The organism is Phyllobacterium myrsinacearum (genome assembly GCF_014138285.1).
In the GTDB taxonomy this organism is placed as follows: domain Bacteria; phylum Pseudomonadota; class Alphaproteobacteria; order Rhizobiales; family Rhizobiaceae; genus Phyllobacterium; species Phyllobacterium myrsinacearum_A.
Map to the genome: position 1 here is coordinate 28,532 of NZ_JACGXN010000012.1, position 23,373 is coordinate 51,904.

General features: G+C 57.7%; 22 protein-coding genes. 12 read left to right on the plus strand and 10 right to left on the minus strand.

Annotated features, from left to right (window positions below; all coding sequences use genetic code 11):
* Window positions 1-47: 47 nt before the first annotated feature.
* From FHW16_RS23635 to FHW16_RS23670, 8 genes are all read left to right on the plus strand, one after another.
* Window positions 48-1,238 carry an HlyD family secretion protein gene (locus tag FHW16_RS23635; protein WP_182551749.1) on the plus strand — a complete coding sequence of 397 codons (1,191 nt, stop codon included), beginning with the start codon at window positions 48-50 and terminating at the stop codon, window positions 1,236-1,238.
* Between the two features lie 26 nt (window positions 1,239-1,264).
* On the plus strand, window positions 1,265-2,854 hold the full coding sequence (locus FHW16_RS23640) for a DHA2 family efflux MFS transporter permease subunit (protein WP_182551750.1): 1,590 nt from the start codon (window positions 1,265-1,267) through the stop codon (window positions 2,852-2,854).
* A 685-nt stretch (window positions 2,855-3,539) separates the two neighbouring features.
* Window positions 3,540-4,643: an ABC transporter substrate-binding protein gene (locus FHW16_RS23645; protein ID WP_182551751.1), complete on the plus strand. Its 1,104-nt coding sequence runs from the start codon at window positions 3,540-3,542 to the stop codon at window positions 4,641-4,643.
* A 262-nt stretch (window positions 4,644-4,905) separates the two neighbouring features.
* Window positions 4,906-5,721 carry an ABC transporter permease gene (locus tag FHW16_RS23650; RefSeq protein ID WP_432652081.1) on the plus strand — a complete coding sequence of 272 codons (816 nt, stop codon included), beginning with the start codon at window positions 4,906-4,908 and terminating at the stop codon, window positions 5,719-5,721.
* Window positions 5,718-6,509 (plus strand): ABC transporter permease, encoded by a 792-nt coding sequence (locus FHW16_RS23655; protein ID WP_210278256.1) that lies wholly within the window; start codon window positions 5,718-5,720, stop codon window positions 6,507-6,509. The genes FHW16_RS23650 and FHW16_RS23655 overlap by 4 nt, the downstream gene beginning before the upstream one ends.
* A 15-nt stretch (window positions 6,510-6,524) precedes the next feature.
* The gene (locus FHW16_RS23660; RefSeq protein ID WP_182551753.1) at window positions 6,525-7,592 is read left to right on the plus strand and encodes an ABC transporter ATP-binding protein; all 1,068 of its coding nucleotides are present in this window, start codon (window positions 6,525-6,527) and stop codon (window positions 7,590-7,592) included.
* 68 nt (window positions 7,593-7,660) lie between these two features.
* Entirely contained in the window at window positions 7,661-7,930 is a 270-nt protein-coding gene (locus FHW16_RS23665; RefSeq protein ID WP_182551754.1) for a type II toxin-antitoxin system Phd/YefM family antitoxin, read from the plus strand.
* Entirely contained in the window at window positions 7,927-8,316 is a 390-nt protein-coding gene (locus FHW16_RS23670) for a type II toxin-antitoxin system VapC family toxin (protein ID WP_182551755.1), read from the plus strand. The genes FHW16_RS23665 and FHW16_RS23670 overlap by 4 nt, the downstream gene beginning before the upstream one ends.
* A gap of 62 nt (window positions 8,317-8,378) precedes the next feature.
* Here the strand turns inward: FHW16_RS23670 and FHW16_RS23675 are convergent, their stop codons facing one another.
* The 5 genes from FHW16_RS23675 to FHW16_RS23695 all read right to left on the minus strand — a co-directional run bounded on the left by FHW16_RS23675 (window position 8,379) and on the right by FHW16_RS23695 (window position 14,922).
* A complete protein-coding gene (locus FHW16_RS23675) occupies window positions 8,379-9,545 on the minus strand; it encodes an iron-containing alcohol dehydrogenase (protein ID WP_182551756.1) in 1,167 nt (388 codons plus the stop codon).
* 20 nt (window positions 9,546-9,565) lie between these two features.
* Window positions 9,566-10,951 carry an aldehyde dehydrogenase family protein gene (locus FHW16_RS23680; RefSeq protein WP_182551757.1) on the minus strand — a complete coding sequence of 462 codons (1,386 nt, stop codon included), beginning with the start codon at window positions 10,949-10,951 and terminating at the stop codon, window positions 9,566-9,568.
* A 79-nt stretch (window positions 10,952-11,030) separates the two neighbouring features.
* On the minus strand, window positions 11,031-12,401 hold the full coding sequence (locus FHW16_RS23685) for a glutamine synthetase family protein (RefSeq protein WP_182551758.1): 1,371 nt from the start codon (window positions 12,399-12,401) through the stop codon (window positions 11,031-11,033).
* Window positions 12,402-12,483: 82 nt separating this feature from the next.
* On the minus strand, window positions 12,484-14,064 hold the full coding sequence (locus FHW16_RS23690; protein WP_182551759.1) for an amino acid permease: 1,581 nt from the start codon (window positions 14,062-14,064) through the stop codon (window positions 12,484-12,486).
* A 57-nt stretch (window positions 14,065-14,121) separates the two neighbouring features.
* Window positions 14,122-14,922 carry an N-formylglutamate amidohydrolase gene (locus tag FHW16_RS23695; RefSeq protein ID WP_182551760.1) on the minus strand — a complete coding sequence of 267 codons (801 nt, stop codon included), beginning with the start codon at window positions 14,920-14,922 and terminating at the stop codon, window positions 14,122-14,124.
* Window positions 14,923-15,048: 126 nt separating this feature from the next.
* Here FHW16_RS23695 and FHW16_RS23700 point away from each other — a divergent pair, with 126 nt between their 5' ends.
* Both FHW16_RS23700 and gndA read left to right on the plus strand, forming a co-directional pair.
* The gene (locus FHW16_RS23700; protein WP_182551761.1) at window positions 15,049-15,882 is read left to right on the plus strand and encodes a MurR/RpiR family transcriptional regulator; all 834 of its coding nucleotides are present in this window, start codon (window positions 15,049-15,051) and stop codon (window positions 15,880-15,882) included.
* A 90-nt stretch (window positions 15,883-15,972) separates the two neighbouring features.
* Window positions 15,973-17,391, plus strand: a complete 1,419-nt coding sequence (gene gndA, locus FHW16_RS23705; RefSeq protein WP_182551762.1) for an NADP-dependent phosphogluconate dehydrogenase — start codon at window positions 15,973-15,975, stop codon at window positions 17,389-17,391.
* Window positions 17,392-17,523: 132 nt separating this feature from the next.
* Here the strand turns inward: gndA and FHW16_RS23710 are convergent, their stop codons facing one another.
* Together FHW16_RS23710 and FHW16_RS23715 are read right to left on the minus strand one after the other, a co-directional pair.
* Complete coding sequence (locus FHW16_RS23710; RefSeq protein WP_182551763.1) at window positions 17,524-18,531, minus strand: GlxA family transcriptional regulator; 1,008 nt, start codon at window positions 18,529-18,531, stop codon at window positions 17,524-17,526.
* Window positions 18,528-19,091 (minus strand): isochorismatase family protein, encoded by a 564-nt coding sequence (locus tag FHW16_RS23715; protein WP_182551764.1) that lies wholly within the window; start codon window positions 19,089-19,091, stop codon window positions 18,528-18,530. Before FHW16_RS23715 ends, FHW16_RS23710 begins: the two co-directional genes overlap by 4 nt.
* Before the next feature lie 517 nt (window positions 19,092-19,608).
* Between FHW16_RS23715 and FHW16_RS23720 the strand changes: the two genes are divergently transcribed.
* Window positions 19,609-20,217 carry an alpha/beta hydrolase gene (locus FHW16_RS23720; protein WP_182551765.1) on the plus strand — a complete coding sequence of 203 codons (609 nt, stop codon included), beginning with the start codon at window positions 19,609-19,611 and terminating at the stop codon, window positions 20,215-20,217.
* Window positions 20,218-20,261: 44 nt separating this feature from the next.
* Here FHW16_RS23720 and FHW16_RS23725 read toward each other — a convergent pair whose 3' ends face one another.
* The 3 genes from FHW16_RS23725 to odc2 form a co-directional block, all read right to left on the minus strand.
* Window positions 20,262-20,909, minus strand: coding sequence for a glutathione S-transferase family protein (locus tag FHW16_RS23725; RefSeq protein WP_182551766.1), 648 nt, complete (start codon window positions 20,907-20,909; stop codon window positions 20,262-20,264).
* 175 nt (window positions 20,910-21,084) lie between these two features.
* A complete protein-coding gene (locus FHW16_RS23730) occupies window positions 21,085-21,714 on the minus strand; it encodes a GNAT family N-acetyltransferase (protein WP_182551767.1) in 630 nt (209 codons plus the stop codon).
* A gap of 85 nt (window positions 21,715-21,799) precedes the next feature.
* A complete protein-coding gene (odc2, locus tag FHW16_RS23735) occupies window positions 21,800-22,933 on the minus strand; it encodes an ornithine/lysine decarboxylase (RefSeq protein WP_182551768.1) in 1,134 nt (377 codons plus the stop codon).
* Window positions 22,934-23,025: 92 nt separating this feature from the next.
* Here odc2 and FHW16_RS23740 point away from each other — a divergent pair, with 92 nt between their 5' ends.
* On the plus strand, window positions 23,026-23,187 hold the full coding sequence (locus tag FHW16_RS23740) for a hypothetical protein (RefSeq protein WP_182551769.1): 162 nt from the start codon (window positions 23,026-23,028) through the stop codon (window positions 23,185-23,187).
* The last annotated feature ends 186 nt before the right edge of the window (window positions 23,188-23,373 follow it).

The window sequence follows — 23,373 nt, forward strand, 5'->3', positions numbered from 1 at the left end:
TTGGTTCAATCAGATTTCAGATTGACCGTCTCTAGAAAGAGCTCTTCATGTCCGCGCCGAAATCCACTAACGAGGCTGAGATTCGCCAGTTCCCATCACCCGCTCCTGCTTCCAAGGTGGAAGCACCGGTGAAAGATGAGGCCCCGCAGCATGATGCAGTTGCATCGCCCGTGACCGCGACCCCTGCTCCGCCCAAGCGTTCGGTAAGGCGCTTTGTCTTGCCCGTCATTATTATCGCTGCTGTTGGCGCCGGTGCCTGGTATGGCCACGAATGGTGGACAACGGGCCGCTTCATGGTTTCCACCGATGACGCCTATATTCAGGGCGACATCACGGCCATTGCTCCGAAGATCACCGGCTATATCGATACGATCAATGTCGTTGCCAATCAGCGCGTCAAGGCAGGCGATCCGTTGATCACACTCGACAATGGCGACTATACGATTGCGGAAGAACAAGCCGAGGCGCAAATCGCGACCCAGCGCCTGACGCTTCTGCGTATTCAGGCCCAGACGGAGGCCGCCAAGGCTTCCGTGCAGCAGGTCGAAGCCGGCAAAGTGGCCGCACAGGCGGTTCTGACCAATGCACAAGCTGCTTCAACCCGCGCAGGCCAGTTGCATGCGACGCGCTTTGCTTCCCAGTCACAGCTGGATGATGCGACCGCCGCCCTTGATCAGGCCAAGGCCAATCTCGTTTCCGCCGACGCGCAAATTGCGGCAGCCGTTGCCAATGTCGGCGTACTTGAGGCGCAGTTCAAGGAAGCCGAGGGCTCCATTGCCTCGCTGCAGCTGAGCAAGGACAAGGCGGCGCGCGATCTCGCCTTCACGGTCATCCGCGCACCGATTGACGGTGTCATCGGCAACCTCTCGGCCAAGAAGGGCGATCTCGTCAGTCCCGGCCAGCGCCTTGCCGCTCTGGTTCCTGTCAACGAGCTCTATATCGACGCGAACTATAAGGAAACGCAGCTGCGTGACATTGTACCGGGCCAAAAAGTCCGGGTGCGTGTCGATGCGCTGTCCGGCGACACGTTCGAAGGCACCGTCGCGTCAGTTGCGCCGGCCTCGGGCGCCGTATTCTCGCTGCTTCCGGCTGAAAACGCGACGGGCAACTTTACCAAGGTTGTTCAGCGCGTGCCCGTCCGTATAGCCCTGCCCGCCGACGTTCTGGCTTCAGGCAGGCTCCAGGCCGGTTTGAGCGTCATCGTTGACGTCGATACACGCACGGCTCCGGCCAAGTAAGCACAACCAGCACCGGATCCGGTATCATGTCGAGCACGACCATCAGTGGAAAGCCAGCGGCACCGGCCGTGCCGTCCGATCATATTGACCGGAAGAAAGCCATCGCCTTCGTGGCGATGGTCTTCGGCATGTTCATGGCCATTCTCGACATCCAGATCGTTTCGGCCTCCCTTGCGGAAATTCAGGCGGGCCTGAGCGCCAGTTCCGACGAGATTTCCTGGGTGCAGACCTCGTACCTCATCGCCGAAGTCATCATGATCCCGCTGTCCGGCTTTCTCGGACGGCTTTTGTCGACACGTGTCCTCTTCACGGTTTCCGCCGCGGGTTTCACCGCCGCCAGCATCCTGTGCGCTACGGCCACGAATATTGATCAGATGATCGTCTACCGCGCCATTCAGGGCTTTATCGGCGGTGGCATGATCCCCAGCGTGTTCGCTGCGGCTTTCACTATTTTCCCGCCATCCAAGCGCTCGATCGTCTCACCGATCATCGGCCTTGTGGCAACGCTCGCGCCAACCATCGGACCGACCGTCGGCGGCTATCTCAGCCACGCCTTTTCCTGGCACTGGCTGTTCCTCGTCAACGTTATTCCCGGCATCATCGTTGCTTTTGCCGCGTGGAACCTCATCGACTTCGACAAGGGCGACAAGTCGCTGTTCAGCAAGTTCGACTGGTGGGGCCTTGCCGGCATGGCCGCATTCCTCGGATCGCTCGAATATGTGCTTGAAGAGGGTCCGCGCAACGACTGGCTGCAGGACAGCACGATCTTCTTCTTCGCCATCGTTCTTGTGATGGGTGCCCTGCTGTTCTTCTATCGCGCCTTCACCGCCGAAGAGCCGATCGTCGACCTGCGCGCCTTCAAGAACCTGAATTTCGCCTTTGGATCTGTATTTTCCTTCATCATGGGTGTCGGTCTTTATGGCCTGACCTATCTCTATCCGGTCTATCTCGGCCGGATCAGGGGATATGACGCACTCATGATCGGCGAAGCGCTGTTTGTCAGCGGCCTGGCCATGTTCATGACGGCACCAGTGGCCGGTTTCCTGTCCACCCGGATGGACCCGCGCCTCATGATGATGATTGGCTTTGCCGGCTTTGCCGCAGGTACGTGGACAGTGACCGGCCTCACCGCCGACTGGGATTTCTATGAATTGCTGCTGCCACAGATCCTGCGCGGCTGCTCACTGATGCTGTGCATGGTACCAATCAACAATCTGGCACTTGGGACCTTGCCGCTGTCCCGGCTCAAGAACGCATCGGGCCTGTTCAACCTCACCCGCAACCTCGGCGGCGCCGTTGGCCTTGCCGTCATCAACACGGTTCTGACAGATCGCGGTGTCCTGCATTATGCCCAGCTTTCCGAAAATGTCCGCTGGGGTAATCCGGAAGCGGAAGAGCTGATGGCCAGCATGAGCAAGAATTTCGCGTCCCACGGCATTGATGGCTCCACCGCCGCGCTCAGCCAGATTTCCGCGATGGTTCACCGGCAGGCCTCATTGATGTCGTTTATAGATGTCTTCTATATCCTGACAATGTTGTTCGCCACGCTTGCCTTTTTATCCGTGCTCATGCGCAAACCGGCAGCCGCAGGCGGCGGTGGTGGTGGCGGGCACTAGCATCCCATCGCGGTTGCGGTGCATGAGGCGCGGTTCGTGGTTCGACAAGCTCACCATGAGGGAGGGTGAGGATTGCAGGGAGCTATATTCTGCAACACAGGTGATTGCCATCTCCCGCAATGCTTGTGATTAGCGTTACAGCACCACTCTCCCTCATGGTGAGCTTGTCGAACCACGAACCCATCAGCTGCAGAAGTCTGCTGCATAGTCCCTACCTTGATCGTCATGACGCCTGATTTCCTAGCAGGGATTGGTCGAAATTGCGACCCGAATCCGGCCACGCCGGCCCAGCCGAAACTGGCAACGGCGTGATTTTCACAGCAGCTCATTCGCCGGATTCATGAAAAATAATATTAGTCCCCTAACAGAATTTTTCATGACGCGATCGACCCTTGTGGATGAGCATGTCGCAGGAAATCAAATGCGACATTCATTATTCGGCTAACTGCCGCGCATGCCAATGTTTTTGTCGTTATGAGAGCAATACAGCCGTTGATCGAAGCAACGCCAGAATTCCACTAACTGCGAATTGCTAAGCCACCAAAAAAATGTTTCACTTCTTTCCACTGCTCAGGAAAAGACGTTCGTGGGCCTGTCATCTAACTGACATGAGAGCCCTATATCGGGAGGCAGGAACGTCGAAAAAAGAGCCAATGACGTTTGTCGCTTAAACAGGGGTGTTAAAATGGTTGTTTCTTCAAAACGCTTGCTCTCTCTATCGACAGCTCTGCTGTTCGCAAGCACAACGCTTTCTTTCGCGGACGCACCGGCTGATCTGGTTGCCGCTGCAAAGAAGGAAGGCTCGCTGACGACGATCGCATTGCCGCACGACTGGTGTGGTTATGGTGATATCATTGCCGGCTTCAAGGCAAAGTATGGCCTGACGGTCAACGAACTCAATCCGGATGCCGGATCGAAGGACGAAGTCGAAGCGATCAAGGCCAACAAGGACAACAAGGGGCCGCAGGCGCCTGACGTCATCGACGTAGGCCTTTCCTTTGGCCCCGATGCCAAGAAAGACGGCCTGACACTGCCTTACAAGGTTTCCACCTGGGATTCGATCCCGGCCGAACTGAAAGACGCTGACGGCCATTGGTATGGCGACTACTACGGCGTCATGTCACTCGAAGTGAACACCGATATCGTCAAGAATGTTCCGAAAGATTGGGCTGATCTGCTCAAGCCGGAATATGCAAATTCCGTTGCGCTTGCCGGTGATCCGCGCGCTTCGAACCAGGCCATTCTGGCCGTGCAAGCGGCCGGTGCATCCACGGGCGCCAAGCCCGGTGCAGCCGCTGCCGAAGCTGGCCTGAAGTATTTTGCCGACCTCAACAAGGCTGGTAACTTCGTTCCGGTTATCGGCAAGTCGGGTACACTCGCACAGGGCGCAACCCCGATCATCATCAACTGGGACTACAACGCGCTTTCGGGCCGCGATACGCTCAAGGGCAACCCGCCAGTTGAAGTCGTCGTTCCGACCTCCGGCGTTCTCGCCGGCGTCTACGTCCAGGCCATCAGCGCCTATGCACCGCATCCAAATGCAGCCAAGCTCTGGATGGAATATCTCTATTCCGATGAGGGCCAGATTGGTTACCTCAAGGGCTATTGCCATCCGACGCGCTTCAAGGATCTGGTAAAGAACAACAAGGTACCGAAGGAAGTCCTCGACAAGCTGCCACCAGCAGCGGCCTACGAAAAGGCATTCTTCCCGACGCTTGATGAACAGGCTGCGGCCAAGGACGTCATCACCAAGGGCTGGGACAAGGTTGTCGGCGCGAACGTCAAATAATCTCTGAAGATCGAATCCCCGTGGAAACATCCGCGGGGATTCCCTTATTCAGAGACCAGACGTTTATTGCTTGACCAGACATTTATTGCTTGAATTGACGGTCAGTTTGTTCGCTTCGCAAAATTTGCGGTAGCGGCTATATTGTATCCAAGAAAGCGGTTTCCAAAATCTCATGAGCGCGATTTCAGAAGCAAGCACCCCCTCTGTTCCGCCTGTCGCTGCCCAGGAGCGCAAGCGCTTGTCGCTCGACTGGCTCGGCGTCATGCCGTTCTTCCTGTTTGCCGTGATGTTTCTGGTTTTGCCGACGATCTATCTCGTTGCCGGTGCATTCCAGGACGCGCAGGGCAATCTGACCCTAGCCAATCTCGCAAACCTGTTTCAGCCATCCATCATGGATGCCTACTTGATCTCGATCAAGATTTCGCTGACATCGGCGCTTCTCGGTGCATTCATCGGCTTCTGTATTGCTGCGGCAATTACGTTGGGCGGCCTGCCCAGCTGGATCCGGGCACCGATGATGACGTTTTCGGGCGTGGCATCGAATTTCGCCGGTGTTCCCCTCGCCTATGCCTTCCTGTTCACACTCGGACGTACGGGCCTCGTTACCTATCTGCTGGTCAATGTCTTCGGGTTCAACCTCTACGCCCACGGTTTCAATCTCCTGAGCTTCTGGGGCCTGACAATCACCTATCTCTATTTCCAGATTCCGCTGATGGTCCTGATCATCACGCCGGCGCTTGACGGTTTGAAACGCGAATGGAAGGAAGCCGCCACCATTCTTGGCGCGACCGGACCGCAGTACTGGCGCATGGTTGCTTTCCCGATCCTCTGGCCTGCGCTGCTTGGTACCATTCTTCTGCTTTTCGCCAATTCCTTCGGTGCGATTGCCACGGCCTATGCGCTGACCGGCTCGTCCCTGAGCATCGTTCCAATCGTTCTGTATGCCCAGATTCGGGGCGATGTCCTGCAGGATCCGCAGCTCGGTTATGCCTTGGCCTTCGGTATGATTGTCATAACAGGCATTTCCAATGGGATTTACATCTGGATGCGCGCCCGCAGTGAACGGTGGCTCAAATGAAGATCAATCGCTTCTGGTCCTGGATCGCGCTCGCGTTCGGCATTCTTTACTTTGCCCTGCCGTTGATAGGCCTGTTTGAATTTTCCTTGCGCATGCGGCGCGGTGTCTATTCGCTCGATGCCTACTGGGTTGTGTTGAGCGATCCCGGTTTTCAGGCGACCTTCGCCTATTCCGTCGTGATGGCAATCGCCACCATCCTGGTTGGCGTCCTGCTGGTGGTTCCAACAGCCTATTGGGTGCGTCTGCGTCTGCCGGGCTGGCGGCCCTTTATTGAATTCATCACGCTGCTGCCGCTGGTCATTCCCGCGATTGTCATCGTGTTCGGGTACATCAGGCTCTACAACACATCTTCCATCCTGCCGCTGACCGGCTCCGCAATAGGAACAAACATCCTGTTGTGCTTCGGCTACACGACGCTGGCCCTGCCCTACATGTACCGTGCCGTGGATACCGGGCTTGGCGCGATTGATATCCGCACCATGACGGAAGCCGCTGAAAGCCTTGGGGCAAGCCGGATAACCATCATGTCGCGCATCATTCTACCCAATGTGCTCGTTGCGGTTCTCTCAGGCGCGTTTCTGACCTTCGCCATCGTCATTGGTGAGTTCACCATGGCAGCCCTGCTGAACCGCCCGGCTTTCGGACCGTTCCTGCAGCTGCTCGGCGCCAACCGCGCCTATGAGCCAGCGGCGCTTTCAGTCATTGCCTTTGCCATAACCTGGGTCTGTATGGGGCTGATCCAGATCGTCACTCGCTTCAACAAATCCCTCGCTGCAACCAAGCGATAATCGGGAACCTTGCCAATGTCATTTCTCACTATCAGCCATTTGAAAAAGAGTTTTGGAGCGACAACGGTCGTTCATGATTTCAATCTGAACATCGAGAAAGGCGAATTCATCTCCTTCCTCGGACCCAGCGGTTGCGGCAAGACCACCGTCCTGCGCATGGTCGCCGGCTTTGAAACACCGACGTCAGGCACGATCAGCATTGGCGGCAAGGATGTTGTCAACCTCAAGCCCAACCAGCGCAATATCGGCATGGTGTTTCAGGCTTACGCCCTCTTTCCCAACATGACCGTGGCACAGAATGTTGCCTTCGGTCTCAAGGTCGCCAAGAAACCGCAGGCGGAGATCAATGCGACGGTGCATGAGATGCTGTCGCTGATCAAGCTGGACCATCTGGCCGAACGCTTTCCCTATCAGCTCTCCGGCGGCCAGCAGCAGCGCGTTGCCCTTGCGCGCGCCCTTGCCACCAAGCCGCAGGTCCTCCTGCTCGACGAACCCCTGTCAGCGCTCGATGCCAAGATCCGTGTTTCGCTGCGTGAAGAAATCAGGGCGATCCAGCGCAAGCTTGGCATCACCACGATTTTCGTCACCCACGATCAGGAAGAAGCCCTGTCGATCTCCGACCGCATCGTCGTCATGTATGAAGGCAAAGCCGAGCAAGTCGGAGCGCCATTCGAGATTTACAATCACCCCTCATCGCGGTTTGTCGCCTCGTTTGTCGGAACGCTCAACACGCTGGACGCGGTCGTGCGCGATGCGGCCACAGGCATGATCACGGTTGACGGCAAGGATGTCTCGATTGGCTTGAAGCGACTCAATGGTCACAAGACCGGCGACAAGATTTCACTTGCCGTGCGCCCCGAGGCCGTCAGCCTCGGCGCGGCAACCGGCAGCCGCGAAACAACGCTGGACGGCAGGATAAACAGCGTGCACTTCCTCGGCTCGGTTATCCGCATCCGCGCATCGCTCGGCGAAAATACGGTCTCATTCGATACGTTCAACGACCCAAGCGCGCCACCGCCTGTACCGGGTGAAGACGTCAAGGTCAGCCTTGCCGCCAAGGATCTGCTGGTTCTGGAGCACTGACAAGCAACGTTGCTTGCAATCAGCAAATGTCCTATTAGCTAAGCTGCATTAGCTAATAGGATAGTGTCGTGGTCACCGTGAATATGCACGATGCAAAAACCAGGCTTTCAAGCTTGGTGGAGGGTTTGGAATCGGGCCGCGAAAACGAGATAGTTCTGGCACGTAATGGCAAGCTCGTTGCCAGGCTTGTGCCTTATAGTGCTCCGAAGCGCTTCGGCGCAGCCCACCATATTCTTGCCGGCTTGAACCTGCCTGAAACGGTAGAGGAGTTTAATGCAGGCGATGGCGAGATAGCAGCTGACTTTGAAGTAAGTGGCGAGCAAGACATCTTTCCATGAAAGTTTTGCTCGATACGCACATCGCCATCTGGATTGCTGCGGGCAACCCCAACGCTTCACAGAAAATCAAGGATATTGCAGACGATCCCGAAAATTCCTTGTTCATCAGCAGCGCTGTCATATGGGAAATCGCGATCATGCACGGCAAGGGGCAGTTAGCTCTTCACCCACTTGAGGCCAGGGCATCGTTTCATCAGACAGGAATGATCGAACTGCCAATCAGCATTGACCACACGCTGGCCCTTACTTCGTTGGCCCAATACCCGGATCATGCTGACCCGTTTGATCGCATAATGATTGCCCAAGCTCTATATGAAGCGATGCCGCTATTGACCGCCGACAAGAAGCTTTGGCGCTATCATCAAACGCTGGTCATCCCTGCATAAACCAGCAAAAAGGCGCTGTTTCCAGCGCCTTTCAATTTGACGGTTGAAAGCAGGCTCAGAGCCTATCCTCCAATCGCTTCATCCAGCAGCTTGAGCGCTGCCTTCTTTGTCAGTTTGACCGGATTGCCGCCGGCAGTCGGATCGACGATGGCCATGTCGGCAACCAGTTCCTTCTGCTTCTTGCTCATGTTGAGATCCTTGATCAGGCCCGGCAGCGTGTGCGGCACTTTCAGCTCCTTGCGCAGCTTGATGATCGACTTGGCGAAACCGTCGAAGCCCCCCTTGATGCCGATATAGCTGGCAAGCCGCGCGATACGCTCTTCCACCGCATCGCGGTTGAATGCGAGCACATAGGGCATGAAGACTGCATTGGTCATGCCGTGATGGGTGTCGTACAGGGCACCGATGGGATGTGACAGGGAATGGATCGCGCCGAGACCTTTCTGGAAGGCGGTCGCGCCCATGGCTGCCGCGCTCATCATATGGGCGCGTGCAGTCAGATCCTTGCCGTTGGCATAGGCCTTGGGCAGGTTTTCGAACACAAGACGGATACCTTCAACCGCGATACCGTCGGCCATCGGATGATAACCCGGCGCGCAATAGGCTTCGAGGCAATGCGCCAGAGCATCCATGCCCGTACCGGCTGTGATAAAGGCGGGCATGCCGACCGACAGTTCCGGATCGGCAATGACAATCGCCGGCAGCAGTTTCGGATGGAAGATCACCTTCTTGGTGTGGGTCTCTTCATTGGTGATGACACCAGCACGGCCGACTTCCGAACCCGTCCCCGCCGTTGTCGGCACGGCAATGATCGGCGCGATCACATCACTGTTGGCGCGGGTCCACCAATCGCCCACATCCTCGAAATCCCATACCGGCCGGGTCTGGCCCGCCTGGAAGGCGATAAGCTTGCCGAGGTCCAGCGCCGAGCCGCCGCCGAAGGCGATGACACCGTCATGCTTGCCCTTCTTGAACACGGCAATACCGGCGGTGAGATTGGATTCAACCGGGTTGGGTTTAACTTCGGAGAAGACGCCGTAGGGCACTTTCGCATCGTCAAGGATTTTCAGCGTGCTCGCGACAACGGGCAGTTTTGCCAAGCCGGGATCGGTGACAAAAAGCGGCCTCTTAATGCCGGTTGCCTCGAGAACCTCGGGCAGTTCCTTGATACGCCCTGCACCGAAGCGAACGGTGGTCGGATAGTTCCATTTGGAAATCAGCTTGCTCATGGTGTGTCTCTTTCAGAAAGTCAGATCGCTTCGCGCAGATGGAAGGATTTTGGACGGGTCAGGTTGCCATAGCCGATGGCAGACATGGCGGCACCCTTGCCGGTTTCCTTGACGCCGGTCCACACCAGCGCCGGATCGATATAATCGCAGCGGTTCATGAAGACTGTGCCGGTTTCGATGCGGTCGCCGATGGCGGCTGCCCGATCCGTATCCGTGGTCCACAGCGAAGCCGTAAGGCCATACTGGCTGTCATTCATCAGAGCCAGCGCTTCCTCGTCATTGCGCACCTTCATGATGCCGACAACAGGGCCGAAACTTTCCTCGCGCATGACACTCATCTGGTGATCGACGCCCGTCAGCACTTCGGGGGCGAGATAGGGTGATCCCGCCTTGTCATCGGCAACACTCATGTTGACGTGGGCCTTTGCACCCTTGCGCAGAGCTTCCGCCTTCTGTTCGCGAATGAGTTCGGCAAAACGTGTCTGCGCCATCGGGCCCATGGTGGTGGCCGCATCGAGGGGATTGCCAACCACATACTGCTTGGTCAGGTCGATAAAGCCATCGACGAAGCGGTCATAGACATCCGCATGCACATAGATGCGCTCGATACCGCAGCAGCACTGGCCGGAGTTGAAGAAGGCGCCATCGACGAGATTGGCAACGGCGTGGTCCAGATTGACGTCCGGCAGCACATAGGCCGGGTCCTTGCCGCCGAGTTCAAGCCCGAGCGACATGAATGTTCCGGCTGCCGCTTTCTCGATGGCCCGCCCGCCGCCGACCGAGCCGGTGAAATTGACATGATCGATCCGGCCTGAACCCAGCAGTTTCTCGGTCTGGGCATGACCCAGAACGATATTCTGGAAAACGCCCTTCGGCAGTCCGGCCTTGGCAAAAACCTGGGCGAAACGCTCGCCGACCAGCAGGGTCTGCGCCGCATGCTTGAGGATGACGGTATTGCCCGCCATGAGCGCGGGAATGATCGTATTGACGGCGGTCAGATACGGATAGTTCCATGGCGCGATGACCATGACGACGCCCAGCGGCACATGCTTGATATAACGGCGAAAGCCCGGCTTGTCATTTTCAATGACCGGCGCGAGTGCCTGTTCGGCAATCCGGACCATGTAGCGCGTGCGCTCTTCCACACCGCCTTTTTCACCGCCATAACGCACGGGGCGGCCCATCTGCCAGGCAATTTCAGGCACAATCTCATCATTCAGTGCCAGCAGTGCATCCAGCGCCGCAAGGCAGAGCCGGCCACGCTCGGCAATGCTGGTCTGCGACCAGCCGGCCTGCGCCTGCCTTGCCGCTTCCACGGCCGCGTCTATAGCCTTGTCCGTTGCGACAGGACGTTCCGCATATACGGAGCCGTCGATGGGGGTAATCAGTTTGACCGTCTCGGTCATGGGTAAACCTCTAGGCTATGTTTTAAAATCGGCGCTGTCCCGCCGCGCCAAGCTGCGGGACAGGTTTTTGATGTGATCTTCAATACCGTTCGAAACCGCGATGCAACTCCCAATCGGTAACGCGGCGGTCATATTCGAACTGCTCCCACTTGGCGGTGTGCACATAGTGCTCGACCACATCCTCGCCGAGAGCAGTTTTCAGCATTTTCGACTTGGCAAGCGTTTCGGTCGCTTCGCGCAGGGTCTTGGGGATTTCGCGCAGGCGCGCCCCGCCATAGGCATCGCCCTGGAACGGCTTGTCGAGTTCCAGTTTCTCGTCAATGCCCGCCAGCCCCGACGCAATCAGACCGGCAAAGGCCAGATAAGGATTGAGGTCCGCGCCGCCGATGCGACATTCGATACGGATACCCTTGGTGCCTTCCCCGCACAGACGGAAGCCCGCCGTCCGGTTATCGAGGCTCCAGACGTTCTTCGTTGGCGCAAACGTACCCGCCTGGAAGCGCTTATAGGAGTTGATGTAAGGCGCCAGGAAAAAGGTGAAATCGTCGGCATATTTCAGCTGCCCGGCCACCCACTGCCGCATCAGCGGCGACATGGTGTATTCCGCGCTCTTGTCATAGAACAACGGCGTCTTGCCATCGGCACTCCACAGGGAATTGTGGACATGGCTTGAACTTCCGGCCAGCGAATAATCGTACTTGGCCATGAAGGTGATCGCCTTGCCCATCTGGGTGGCAATTTCCTTGCAGCCGTTTTTCATGACGACATGGCGATCCGCCATCTCAAGTGCTTCGGCATAGCGCACATTGATCTCTTCCTGACCCGGACCCCATTCGCCCTTGGAGTTCTCGACGGGAATGCCCGCATCAAACAGACCATTGCGGATGGCGCGCATGACGGCGTCTTCCTTCGTAGTCATCTGGATCACATAGTCCTGGATATAGGGCGACGCGGTCGTCATCCCCTTCCAGTGCTTGGCGCGGGCGCTCTCGTAGGTCTCGTCGAAGAGATAGAATTCCAGCTCGGATGCGAAGTAGGCGAGATAGCCCCGCTCCTTCAACCGGGCCAGCTGGCGCTTGAGAATAGCGCGCGGCGAATGGGCCAGATCTTCATGATGATGGTGGTCGAGAATGTCGCACAGAACCAGCGCGCACTTTTCCAGCCACGGAATATGCCGGATCGTCGAAAGGTCGGGCTTGATGACGAAATCGCCATACCCCTGTTTCCAGCTGGCAGCCTTGTAGCCGGGTACCGGTTCCATATCGATATCATTGGCCAGAAGATAATTGCAGCCATGGGTTTCATCATGGGCGGATTCGACGAAGAAACTTGCGTGGAAGCGCTTGCCGATCAGGCGGCCTTGCATATCGACAAAGCAGGCCAGCACCGTGTCAATTTCGCCATTGGTTACGTGGCGCTTTAGTTCGTCGAAACTCCAATGTCCGGGCATTATCATCTATCCTCAAGCAGAAATGTGATCAGGGTCAAAAGACAGGGCGACCGACCGAAGCCGGTCGCCCCTGTTTTTGAAATCAGCTTCTCTCACCGACGGCCTTTTCAGCAGCGGCAATATCGGCAGCGCGCTTGGCCACGGCATCGCCAATGGGCGGACCTTGGAAGCGGCGGCGCTCAAAGCCGAACCAGACAATGGCTGTCACGATCAGGAAGCCGACCGTGATGTACAAGGCCCATTCATTCGGTGGCTGGATGCCGAGGATGAAGATCAGCGCCATGGCGAGGATCGACAGAACTGCAAAAAGCTTGAACAGGCCCTCACCCAGATTCCATGGTCCCATCTTGTTCCATTTCGGCGTGCCCCAGGCAAACAGACCCAGCGCAATCGGAATAGCGAAGGAGAAGAACAGGAAGATGACCGTGCAGGAAACCACGATCGTATAAACCGGCGTATCGCCGATCGAGACCAGCGAAGAGCCCCAGACAAACAGGACGGAAAGAATTGCACCTGTCCATGTGGCGGCAACCGGTGTGCGGTATTTCGGGCTGACCTTGGACAGGACGCTCGAAGCCGGAAGCCCCTTGTCACGCGCAAAGGCGAAGATCATGCGTGAGACGGATGTCACTGTCGCAAGACCGCACAGGAACTGGCAGATGAAGATGAGGAAATAGAGAATATCCTTCACCAGCGGGTTGACCTGTTCGCCCATCGCCCAGAAGAAAACGTTCCAGCCCTGGGCAGCGGCAGCATCCATGCTTGGCAGCATCAGCACGAAAGAGCAGAGCATGATGTAGCCGAAAACAGCCGACCACAGCACTGACGAGATCATGCCCCGCGGAACCGAGTGGGCGGCCTTGACGGTTTCTTCCGATGTATGCGCGGAAGCGTCATAACCGGTGATCGTGTAGATCGGCAGCAACAGGCCAAGCAGGAAAACCCAGCTCTGCGACAGGCTTGGCCAGACGGAGGCGCCGGTCAACGATCCATCGGCGGCCATGGTTGGCTGGCCCGAATAGTTGGCAAACGTAAAGAGCCGGGCGAAATCATAGGTATCGGCCACAGAAAGGCAAACCACGGAAAGGGCAATTGCCGTGACAAAGATCAGGTAGCCCGAAAAGTCAGTCAGTTTGGCCGTAAGACCGATGCCCATATGGTTGATCAGGGCCTGAATACCCGTCAGGACAACGAGGAAAAGAATGCGCACCGTTGTCGTGTCTTCCATGCCGAGGTAACCGCCGAAAGCACCGACGAAGAAGTAATAGGTGCCGACATTGATCGCACCGAGAACCGTGATCAGGCCGAGAAGATTGAACCAGGCCGTCAGCCAGCCCGTGCCGCGATTGCCGAGGATCGAGCCCCAGTGATAAAGACCGCCTGCCGTTGGATAGGCGGAGCTGATCTGGGCCATGGCGATGGCAAAGACCGCCGATACGAGGCAGCCCAGTGGCCAGCCGATACCGATCGCTGCACCGCCGGCACCGGATGTTGCCTGCGCCAGCGAATTGATGCCGCCGGACAGGATGCAGATGATCGAGAATGAAATGGCGAAGTTCGAGAAGCGGCTCATGCGCCGCTCCAGTTCCTGGGCATATCCCATGCCGTGGAGGGCTTTGACGTCCTCCGATTTATCAACGTCCGTATAATCTTGGTGTGTCATCGTACTCACGTTCCCCGTTATTTTTGAGAGATTTCTAACGTCAGATACCAGTGTCAATCAGATCCTGTTTGCAGCTTTCCTCGTTGCGGAAAACTGCCCTTGAGCAATTTCCTTCAGAATGGCCGAGAGTATCCCGGCCCATGCTTTTTCTTCTTTGGGTTTGGTGATCAGATCATTGCGGATCTCGATCATCACGGCAGCAAGCCCTTGCGCCGATGCATGGCGTTCAAGCGTATAGTAGACGCGATCGGCAGGCGAATAGGGCTCATTGATACCAACACAGAATTGGTCAAGTGCCTGCAGCCCCGATATCAATGGCGCCGCAACATGATCATATTCATCGTGGATGATACCGATGTGCCAGGGCCGCTCGATGCCCCGGTAAACCGGCGTGAAAGAATGCACCGCCACATAGATCGGCGCAGGAAGCCCTTTCCTCGCGCGCTTGCTTGCCAGTTTTTCGATAGCGGCGTGATAGGGCTGGTGCGACAGCGCGATGCGCCGCTGCTTTTCCGCCGTGTCGAGCTCGATATTGGCAGGAACCGTGGTGAGTTCGCTGGTGGCAGGAATGAGATCCGGCGCCTCAAGCGGCCTGTTGCAGTCGATGATCAGGCGCGACACACGCGATTCGACCAACGGCGCATCGAGCAATGCGCTCATCGTCTGGCTCACGCCAAGCGCGCCGGGGTCCCATGCGATGTGTTTTTGCAGATCGTCCGGTTCAAGGCCAAGACGGCCATAGGGCGCAGGAATGTGATTTGAGGCATGATCGCACAGAATGACGAACGGCGAGCTGCCATCGGGGTTGGATACCCGGACCGGCTCCCAGACACTTTCCGTGGCCTGCGATAATCCCATTTTGCCCTCTTCGGCAACTTGTACTTTACGTTACATTTTGTATTTTTATTTCCACTCTCGTATGATTTGATACATAAGTCACAAAATTGTCAAATCCGAAAATGACATTTGATCGAAAGAAGTCTGATGGGAACTACTATTTCCGAACTGATCAGCGAAAAAATCGATGCCATGTCGGCGTCGGAGCGCAAGGCGGCACAGACACTCATCGCCAATTATCCGCTTATCGGCCTGCGCACGGTCGCGGAGTTTTCGACTCAGGCCGGGGTGAGTTCGCCGACCATTCTGCGCTTCGTGTCGCGTCTGGGGTTTCAGAGTTATCCCGAATTCCAGCAGGTATTGCAGCAGGAACTGGCGGCGCAGCTTCAATCGCCGTTGAACCGGACCACGATTATCCAGTCCCCCAAGGGCAGCGCGGCCTATCCCCTGATGGAAGCGGCCATCGAGAACATTCGTGAAACGTTTCATCATCTCTCGGCCCAGCAGCTCGACGACGTAACGGAAGCGCTCAGCCGCACCCGCACCCATGTCTATCTGCTCGGTGGACGTTTCACCGATCCGATTGCCATCTACATGGCGGCGCATCTGAAGATCATCCGTTCCGGCGTCACCCACCTGACCGGTCAGGAGAGCAACTGGCGCGATCAGCTGATCGATATGGGCAAGAAGGACGTCCTCGTCATCTTCGACATCCGCCGCTATCAGGATAGCCTCATCCGCTTTGCCGAGAAGGCGCAGGCGCGCGGTGTCGAGATCGTCCTGATCACCGACCAGTGGCTATCGCCAATCGCGCGTTTTGCCCGTCACGTGATTGCCGGACGCACCGCCGTCCCCTCGCCCTGGGACTCCTCCACCACGCTGTTTCTGATGGCGGAAACCCTGATTGCCGGGGTGACACAGAAGCTGCAGAACAGCAGTGCCGAACGCATCCGCGACATGGAACAGTTGCGTGATGGCTGAGATTGTCATTGCCCGAAAAGCACATTGATATACAAATGCTGTCCCGGGCTAAGGGCCTGCGTTCGAATCGAATAAAGCAAGGACATAATCATGCAGCAAGCTGACATTGGATTGATCGGCCTTGGCGTCATGGGTGCCAATCTGGCGCTCAATATTGCCGAGAACGGTTATCGCGTCGCGGTTTTCAACAGAACGGTCGAAAAGACCCACGCCTTCCATCAGGAAGCGGGCGCCCTCAAAGACAAGATCATTCCCTGCGAAACGCTGGAAGAGCTGGCCAAGAACATCCGTGCACCACGCCCGATCATCCTGATGGTGAAGGCAGGCGACGCCGTTGATGAACAGATTGCAGCGCTGAAGCCATTCCTCGCCAAGGAAGACATCATCATCGACGCGGGCAATGCCAACTTCCACGATACGGTCCGCCGCCTGAAAGAACTCGGCGCCAACGACCCGACATTCGTCGGCATGGGCGTTTCGGGGGGTGAAGAAGGCGCGCGGCACGGCCCGTCGATCATGGTTGGCGGCACGCCCGAATCCTATGCGCGTATCGAGCCGGTCCTGACAGCCATTTCGGCAAAGTATGAAGGCGAATCCTGCGCCGCGCTGCTCGGTCCCGATGGCGCCGGTCACTTCGTCAAGACGATCCACAACGGCATTGAATATGCCGACATGCAGATGATTGCCGAAATCTACGGCATCCTGCGCGATGGCCTTGGACTTTCACCTGCTGAAATCGGCAAGATTTTTGACAAGTGGAACAAGGGTCCGCTCAATTCCTACCTGATCGAAATCACCGCCAAGGTGCTCGCTGCCACCGACAAGGAAACCGGCAAGCCCGCTGTTGAGATCATCGTTGACAGCGCTGGCCAGAAGGGCACCGGCCGCTGGGCCGCCATCGAGGCCCAGATGCTTGGCATTCCGGCAACAGGCATTGAGGCAGCGGTTGCCGCGCGCTCCATTTCCGCACTCGGTGGTGAACGCGCCAAGGCCGCAAAGGCCTATGCCTCGCTCGGCACACCCAAGCTTGCGGGCACGGACCAGTCTTTCATCGACGCACTCGAACAGGGCCTTCTGGCCGGCAAGATTGCCGCCTATGCGCAGGGCTTCGCCGTCATGGCCGGTGCCTCCACCGAACACGGCTGGAACATCCCGCTCGACACCACGGCAAAGATCTGGCGTGCCGGCTGCATCATCCGTTCGCAGTTCCTCGACGAGATTGCCTCGGCCTTCACAGGTGGCAGTCAGGACAATCTGCTGCTGGCACCATCCTTTGTCGAACGCATGAAGACAGCATCAACTGCGTTGCGCGACGTGGTTGCCAAGGCTGCGCTCGCCGGTCTGCCAACTCCGGCGCTCGCCGCAGCCCTCAGCTATTTCGATGGCTACCGGCAGGCACGCGGCACGGCCAACCTCATTCAGGCCCAGCGGGACTTCTTCGGCGCCCATGGCTTCAAGCGTGTGGACAAGGAAGGCGACTTCCACGGCCCCTGGTCCGATGTCAGCTGATAATTTATTGAGATGATTTTTTGAAACCGCCTTCTGAAACGAGGCGGTTTCTTTTTGGGCTGATGGCGTGGGGCATGGCATATTGGTAGCGCGTGGTTCGTGGTTCGACAAGCTCACCCACTCCACGACTTACTACCCGCTCACTCCCCCCCCGCGCGCGCCGCTCGGCGGTGTGGCATGAATTCGTCCCCAGGCCCGGCGCAGTTGCCGTGCGGAAGCAAAGCCCGTGCGCTCCGCCACCCCTTCCATATCAAGCCGTGTATGACTGAGGATCTCCTGTGCCAGCGCGACGCGCAGGCGGTTGAGATAATCAGGAATGCTCATTCCGGCATGTTCATTGAACAGCCGTGACAGATGCCGCGGACTGGTCGCAGCGATATCCGCCAGACTTTCCAACGTCCATCGCTGTGCCGGATCAGCAGCCAGCCGGTCCTGTACCCGGTGGATCGCCGGGTGGATGTGATTGCGCCCGTCCAGCCACGGCGACCATTGCGGATCGGTGCCGCTGCGCCTGAGATAAACCACCAGATAGCGCGCGACGGCTACCGCACAGGCCGGACCGGCAATCTGGCTGACAAGATGCAGCATCAGGTCGATACCCGCTGTAATTCCGGCGCTGGAGAAATGGTTGCCATCTTCAACATAGAGCCGGTTGTCCAGCACCCGCGCTGTCGGCACCAGCGCGCGCAGTTCATCAACCGACGCAAAGTGCGTGGTACAGGCACGGTCATCGAACAGCCCGGCACGACCGGCCAGCAAGGCACCGGAACAGATCGTCACGAGCTTGTGGGTCTCGCCCACATGGGCTTTCAACCAGTCGACGATCTCCATGTCGCGATACCCGTGGGCTTCCGCCCCGATGCTCGCTACTGTGTCCAGCAATATCGTCGTATCACCCGCCAGCATGATCATGGCATCATCGGGCACCACGTCAGGCAGCGGCGCGATCCCGCTGATCGTCAACCCGATGGAGGTGGTCACGTTTGCAAGCGGACCGACATAGCGGACATTGAAATGTACCGCGCTCTGCTCCAGATTGGCCTTGCGCAACACTTCTACCGGCCCGGCAATATCCAGCAGCAGTGCCCTTGCGGGCACCACCACCAGAACATCGATATGCCGGATGCTGTCCGTTTTCATGCAGCCATTGCCGATTGCGCCCCGCTCAACGCTTCATCCACCGTCACGATACGGGCAAAACGTCCGGCGAGCACCAGCTCGGTGCGGTCACGGATTTCATCGGCGCTGAAGGTACGGCCGGCGGCATTGGTCATGGCAAAGGTCAGGGTGGCTTCGGAGACATAATCGACCGCATAACCAAGGTCCGAGGCATGACGCGAGGTCGTCTCGCAGCACTGTTCGGTGCGGATGCCCGACACCAGCAACTTGCGGATGCGGTTTTCGGTCAGCCAGACATCAAGCCCGCTGCCGACAAGAGCACTGTGGCGCGCCTTGTTGAACACGACATCAGCCTCGAGCGAAACCGGGGCCAAGGGCTTTATGAAGCCGGACTCCAGCGCAAACGGACCATCGCCGTCGACGTGGAAAATCTGAATAACGGGCAGGCCCGCTGCCTTGGCACCATCGATCAGGCGCTGGACATTGGCAATGAAAGGCTGCGCCTCGGCTTCGTTCCAGTAGCCACGCTGGCGGAAGGATTCCTGCACGTCAATGACGATGAGAGCGGTATCTGCGGACATTTTCTGCTTCTCCTGTATGTTGATACCCAACATTACAATGCGGTGCAATCGGCTGATACGCATGCATCGGACGAGAAGCGGACAAAAAAGGACATGATATATGGCTGTATTATTCGTGCTCTTCAATAATCCAACGCTTGCACTGAGGTTGGTGCGTGGTTCGCCCTTCGACAAGCTCAGGAAGCTCACCATGAGGGAGAATGATGCTGCAAGGCCAACCGGAAACATTGCAGTATGAACAGTCTCGCAGAATATAACTCCCTGCAATCCTCCCTCTCCCTCATGGTGAGCTTCCTGAGCTTGTCGAAGGGCGAACCACGCACCAAAGGTTTTGCAGGCAGGCATCAGGATTTTTACGTCAATCAACATTTACCCAACACCTCCTCACTGTCTCCACCACGAAGACAATCCATCAAACAGCAGGTAGCTTTCACGCGAGCTGCCGCCACTCCATATGTCAGCCAACACAACGCAATTACGAAGCTCGGTACCAAAACACCGGGTGGAAAGGCCGGACATGCCCAAAAATTCCTATCAGCATCGCGTCCATGCGGCGCAAGAACCGAACAGCCCTCTCTTCTTCGTCTTTCACGGGACGGGCGGCGACGAGAACCAGTTCTTTGATTTCGCCCGCCGCCTGATTCCATCGGCGGGTATTGTCTCCCCGCGCGGCGATGTCTCGGAGCACGGTGCTTCCCGCTTTTTCCGTCGTACCGCAGAAGGTGTTTATGACATGGATGATCTGGCCGGGCGCACCCGGGCGATGGCGGATTTCATCCGGGCGCACAAGGATGTTGCCAACCCGTCAAAGACCATCGGTCTCGGCTATTCCAACGGGGCCAACATTCTGGCCTCGGTCATGCTGGAACAGCCAGAACTGTTTGACATCGCGATTCTGATGCATCCGCTGATACCATGGACGCCCGCGCCACAGCCGAAACTCGCGGGAAAGCGCGTGCTTGTTACCGCCGGACAACGCGACCCGATTTGTCCGCCGGATCGCACGCAGGCACTGGCGGATTATCTCGCGGCACAGGGAACCAGCGTCAAAATTGCCTGGCATCCGGGCGGGCATGAGATCCAGCAGAGCGAGATCGGCGCGATCCAGGAATTTCTGGCGGACTAAGCCTCCATATCGGGCAGAACGCCCGGTTCTGTCCGATATCATGCTCAAAAATCCAGTTTTCCATAGAGATCATCGAACGGGATCATGACATGCTCCCGATAGGGCGCACGCTCCTGCAAGCGTTGATACCAGCCTTCCACATTCGGAACATGCGGGCGTTCGATGTCCAGATTGAAGTACCGGTAAAGATGCGTGCCCACGGCAATATCGGCAAGGCCGAGTCTATCACCCAGCATGTAGTTTTTTCCATCCAGCCAGCGGTCGAGAAGCTGGAAATGCCGGGAGCAACGCTCGATACCCCGGTTGATGACCGCCCAATCCCGCCGCGCCTCTGGCGTGCGGTAAAAGCCCCAAAAAATGTCGGTGAGGAAAGCGGGCTGCAAAGCCGTCTGCGACCAGTCCATCCAGCGATCGTCGTCGGAACGCTTTCCGGCATCATCGGACCAGAACTGATCTTTCCCGAACCGCGCCGCCAGATAGCGCAGGATGGCATGGGATTGCCAGACGATTGTCCCGGCATCATCGATGACGGGAACACGGCCGTGCGGGTTCATAGCCAGAAATTCAGGTGAATCGATCTGGCCGAAACTGCCGCCTGCCGGAATGTGTTCATGCGGCAGGCCCAGCTCGCCCGCGAGCCAGAGAACCTTCTGGACATTGAACGAATTGCGCCGTCCCCAGATTTTCAACATTGCTTGCGTCCCGTCGCCATTGCGTCAGGCGCAATTATCGGGATGAAACGGGTAGGGGTGCAAGGTATCTTTGCGAGGTGGAAGCAAAAATGCGCCGCTTCCGAAATGCAATCGGGTCCCCGTCATGCAACGGGGACCCGATAATCAGAAAACCTCTGGAAGGCAAAAATCCAGCTCAAGCGGAGAACCGCAGCGACACCGGAATGATCCGCATGGCCCGCGACGAGCGGCGACCCTTCGACGTCAGCAAGCCCTTGGCGCCATCCAGATGACCGGGCTTCAGCTCAAGCGCGAGGAAGCGGCGGCGCTCGACCGGACCCGGCATGGCAAGCCCTGCCGTCTTGGCACCGTTGAAGCCGAAGCGTTCATAATATTCCGGATCACCAACCAGAATGATGGCGCCGTGGCCGAGGCGGGCAGCCTGCCTGATCGCATGATGCATCAGCGCCGAACCGATGCCGAGATCTTTCGAAGCCGGATCAACGGCGAGCGGTCCGAGCAGCAGGGCGCGAACGCCCTTGCCCGAGGCATCGTGACCGGCCTGAATGTCCCAGAGCCGCACGGTGCCAAGCAGAGCACCACCGGCGCCGCGTGCGGAAAAGGCAAGGCCTTCCGACGGAAGCCGGCCGCGACGCAGCTTTTCCGACGACTTGCGGCGGCGGCCCTCGCCCATGGCGCGGTCCAGCAGGTCTTCGCGGGCTTTCTCGTCCTGCGCCACTTCGTTGACGATTGTATAGGCACCCGCACCGGCAAAATAGAGGCCGTCGGGTACCAGGTTCTGTTCGATATTTTCTGCTGCGCTCATTGTCTCAACCAATCCAGTCATGTGCGTGTCATCGCTGCCCGGAGTGGTTACCGGGCAGTATTTCCCAACCGGGCTCAAAGCCGGTTTAGATGACGTATGATCGGAGTGGTTCGAAGCCGTTGAAGGCCACTGCGGAATAGGTCGTGGTGTAGGCGCCTGTTCCCTCAATCAGAACCTCGTCGCCGATGGTCAGCGAAACGGGGAGCGGATAGGGGTTCTTTTCGTACATCACGTCGGCAGAGTCGCAGGTTGGCCCGGCCAGCACGCAAGGTTCGCTGCGATCGCCATCCCGCGGGGTGGTGATCTGGTAGCGAATGGCTTCGTCCATGGTTTCTGCCAGACCGCCGAACTTGCCGATGTCGAGGTAGACCCAGCGAACATTGTCGTTGGCGGCCTTCTTCGAAACCAGCACGACTTCCGCCTTGATGACACCGGCATTGCCGACCATGCCGCGGCCGGGTTCAATGATGGTCTCGGGCAGACGGTTGCCGAAATGCTTGCTCAAGGCCTGGAAGATAGCCTGTCCATAGGCCTGTGCGGTTGGCACGTCCTTGAGGTAACGGGTCGGGAAACCGCCGCCCATATTGACCATCTTGAGCGTGATGCCTTCCTTGGCCAGCGCGTCGAAAACCTGCTTGGCATCGCCCAGCGCACGGTCCCAGGCAGCCAGATCCGTCTGCTGCGAACCGACATGGAACGAAACACCGTAGGAATCGAGGCCGAGCGTCTGGGCAGCGCGCAGAACGTCGACAGCCATGGCAGGCACGCAACCAAACTTGCGCGACAGCGGCCATTCGGCACCGGCACCATCGGTCAGGACACGGCAGAACACACGGGCGCCGGGGGCTGCACGGGCAACCTTTTCGACTTCTTCAACGCAGTCGACCGCGAACAGGCGAATGCCGAGTTCGAAGGCGCGGGCAATATCGCGCTCCTTCTTGATCGTGTTGCCGAAGGAAATACGATCAGCCGATGCACCGGCATCCAGCGCCATTTCGACTTCCGCAACGGAAGCGGTGTCGAAGTTGGAGCCGAGGGAAGCTAGAAGACGCAGAATCTCAGGCGCAGGATTGGCCTTCACCGCATAGAAAATCTTCGACTCCGGCAACGCCATCTCGAAATTGTGGAAATTTTCGCGCACGACCTCGAGGTCGAGCACCATGCAAGGACCATTCGGGCGTCGTGTATTAATGAAGTCGAGAATGCGCTGTGTAGCCATCTTGGGTCTCCAATCGTGACGGCACTTCCGGCCGCCTCAACAAGTCGCGATCGCAGGGGTTTCTCCCCCGTATGACCGCCAGGACAAAGTGCATGAATCCATCTCTCGCGAAGCCAGCCTTTGGAGATGCTGGAAACACGGACAAGTTCATGCGGCGATGGATCTACGCTAAGCCAGCGTGGATCCGCTTTGTCTGCCTTGGTTTGGATGATCCCATCCGCACTACCGGCAATGAAGGTGTGCCTCTTCAGTAATTCCGGCTTGTGGACAGCCGAAAGACACCAGAAAGGCCCGCACCGTCGTTGCTTCAAGATGTCCTCAGTCTGGCGGTAGGCCGACAAACTGACTGGAGGGGTTAGTTCCAGGTACCATACCGTTTCTTCACCATAATGAAGATCGGCGGACACCCATGGGGCACGTGCGACTTTGGGCAAGGGCGA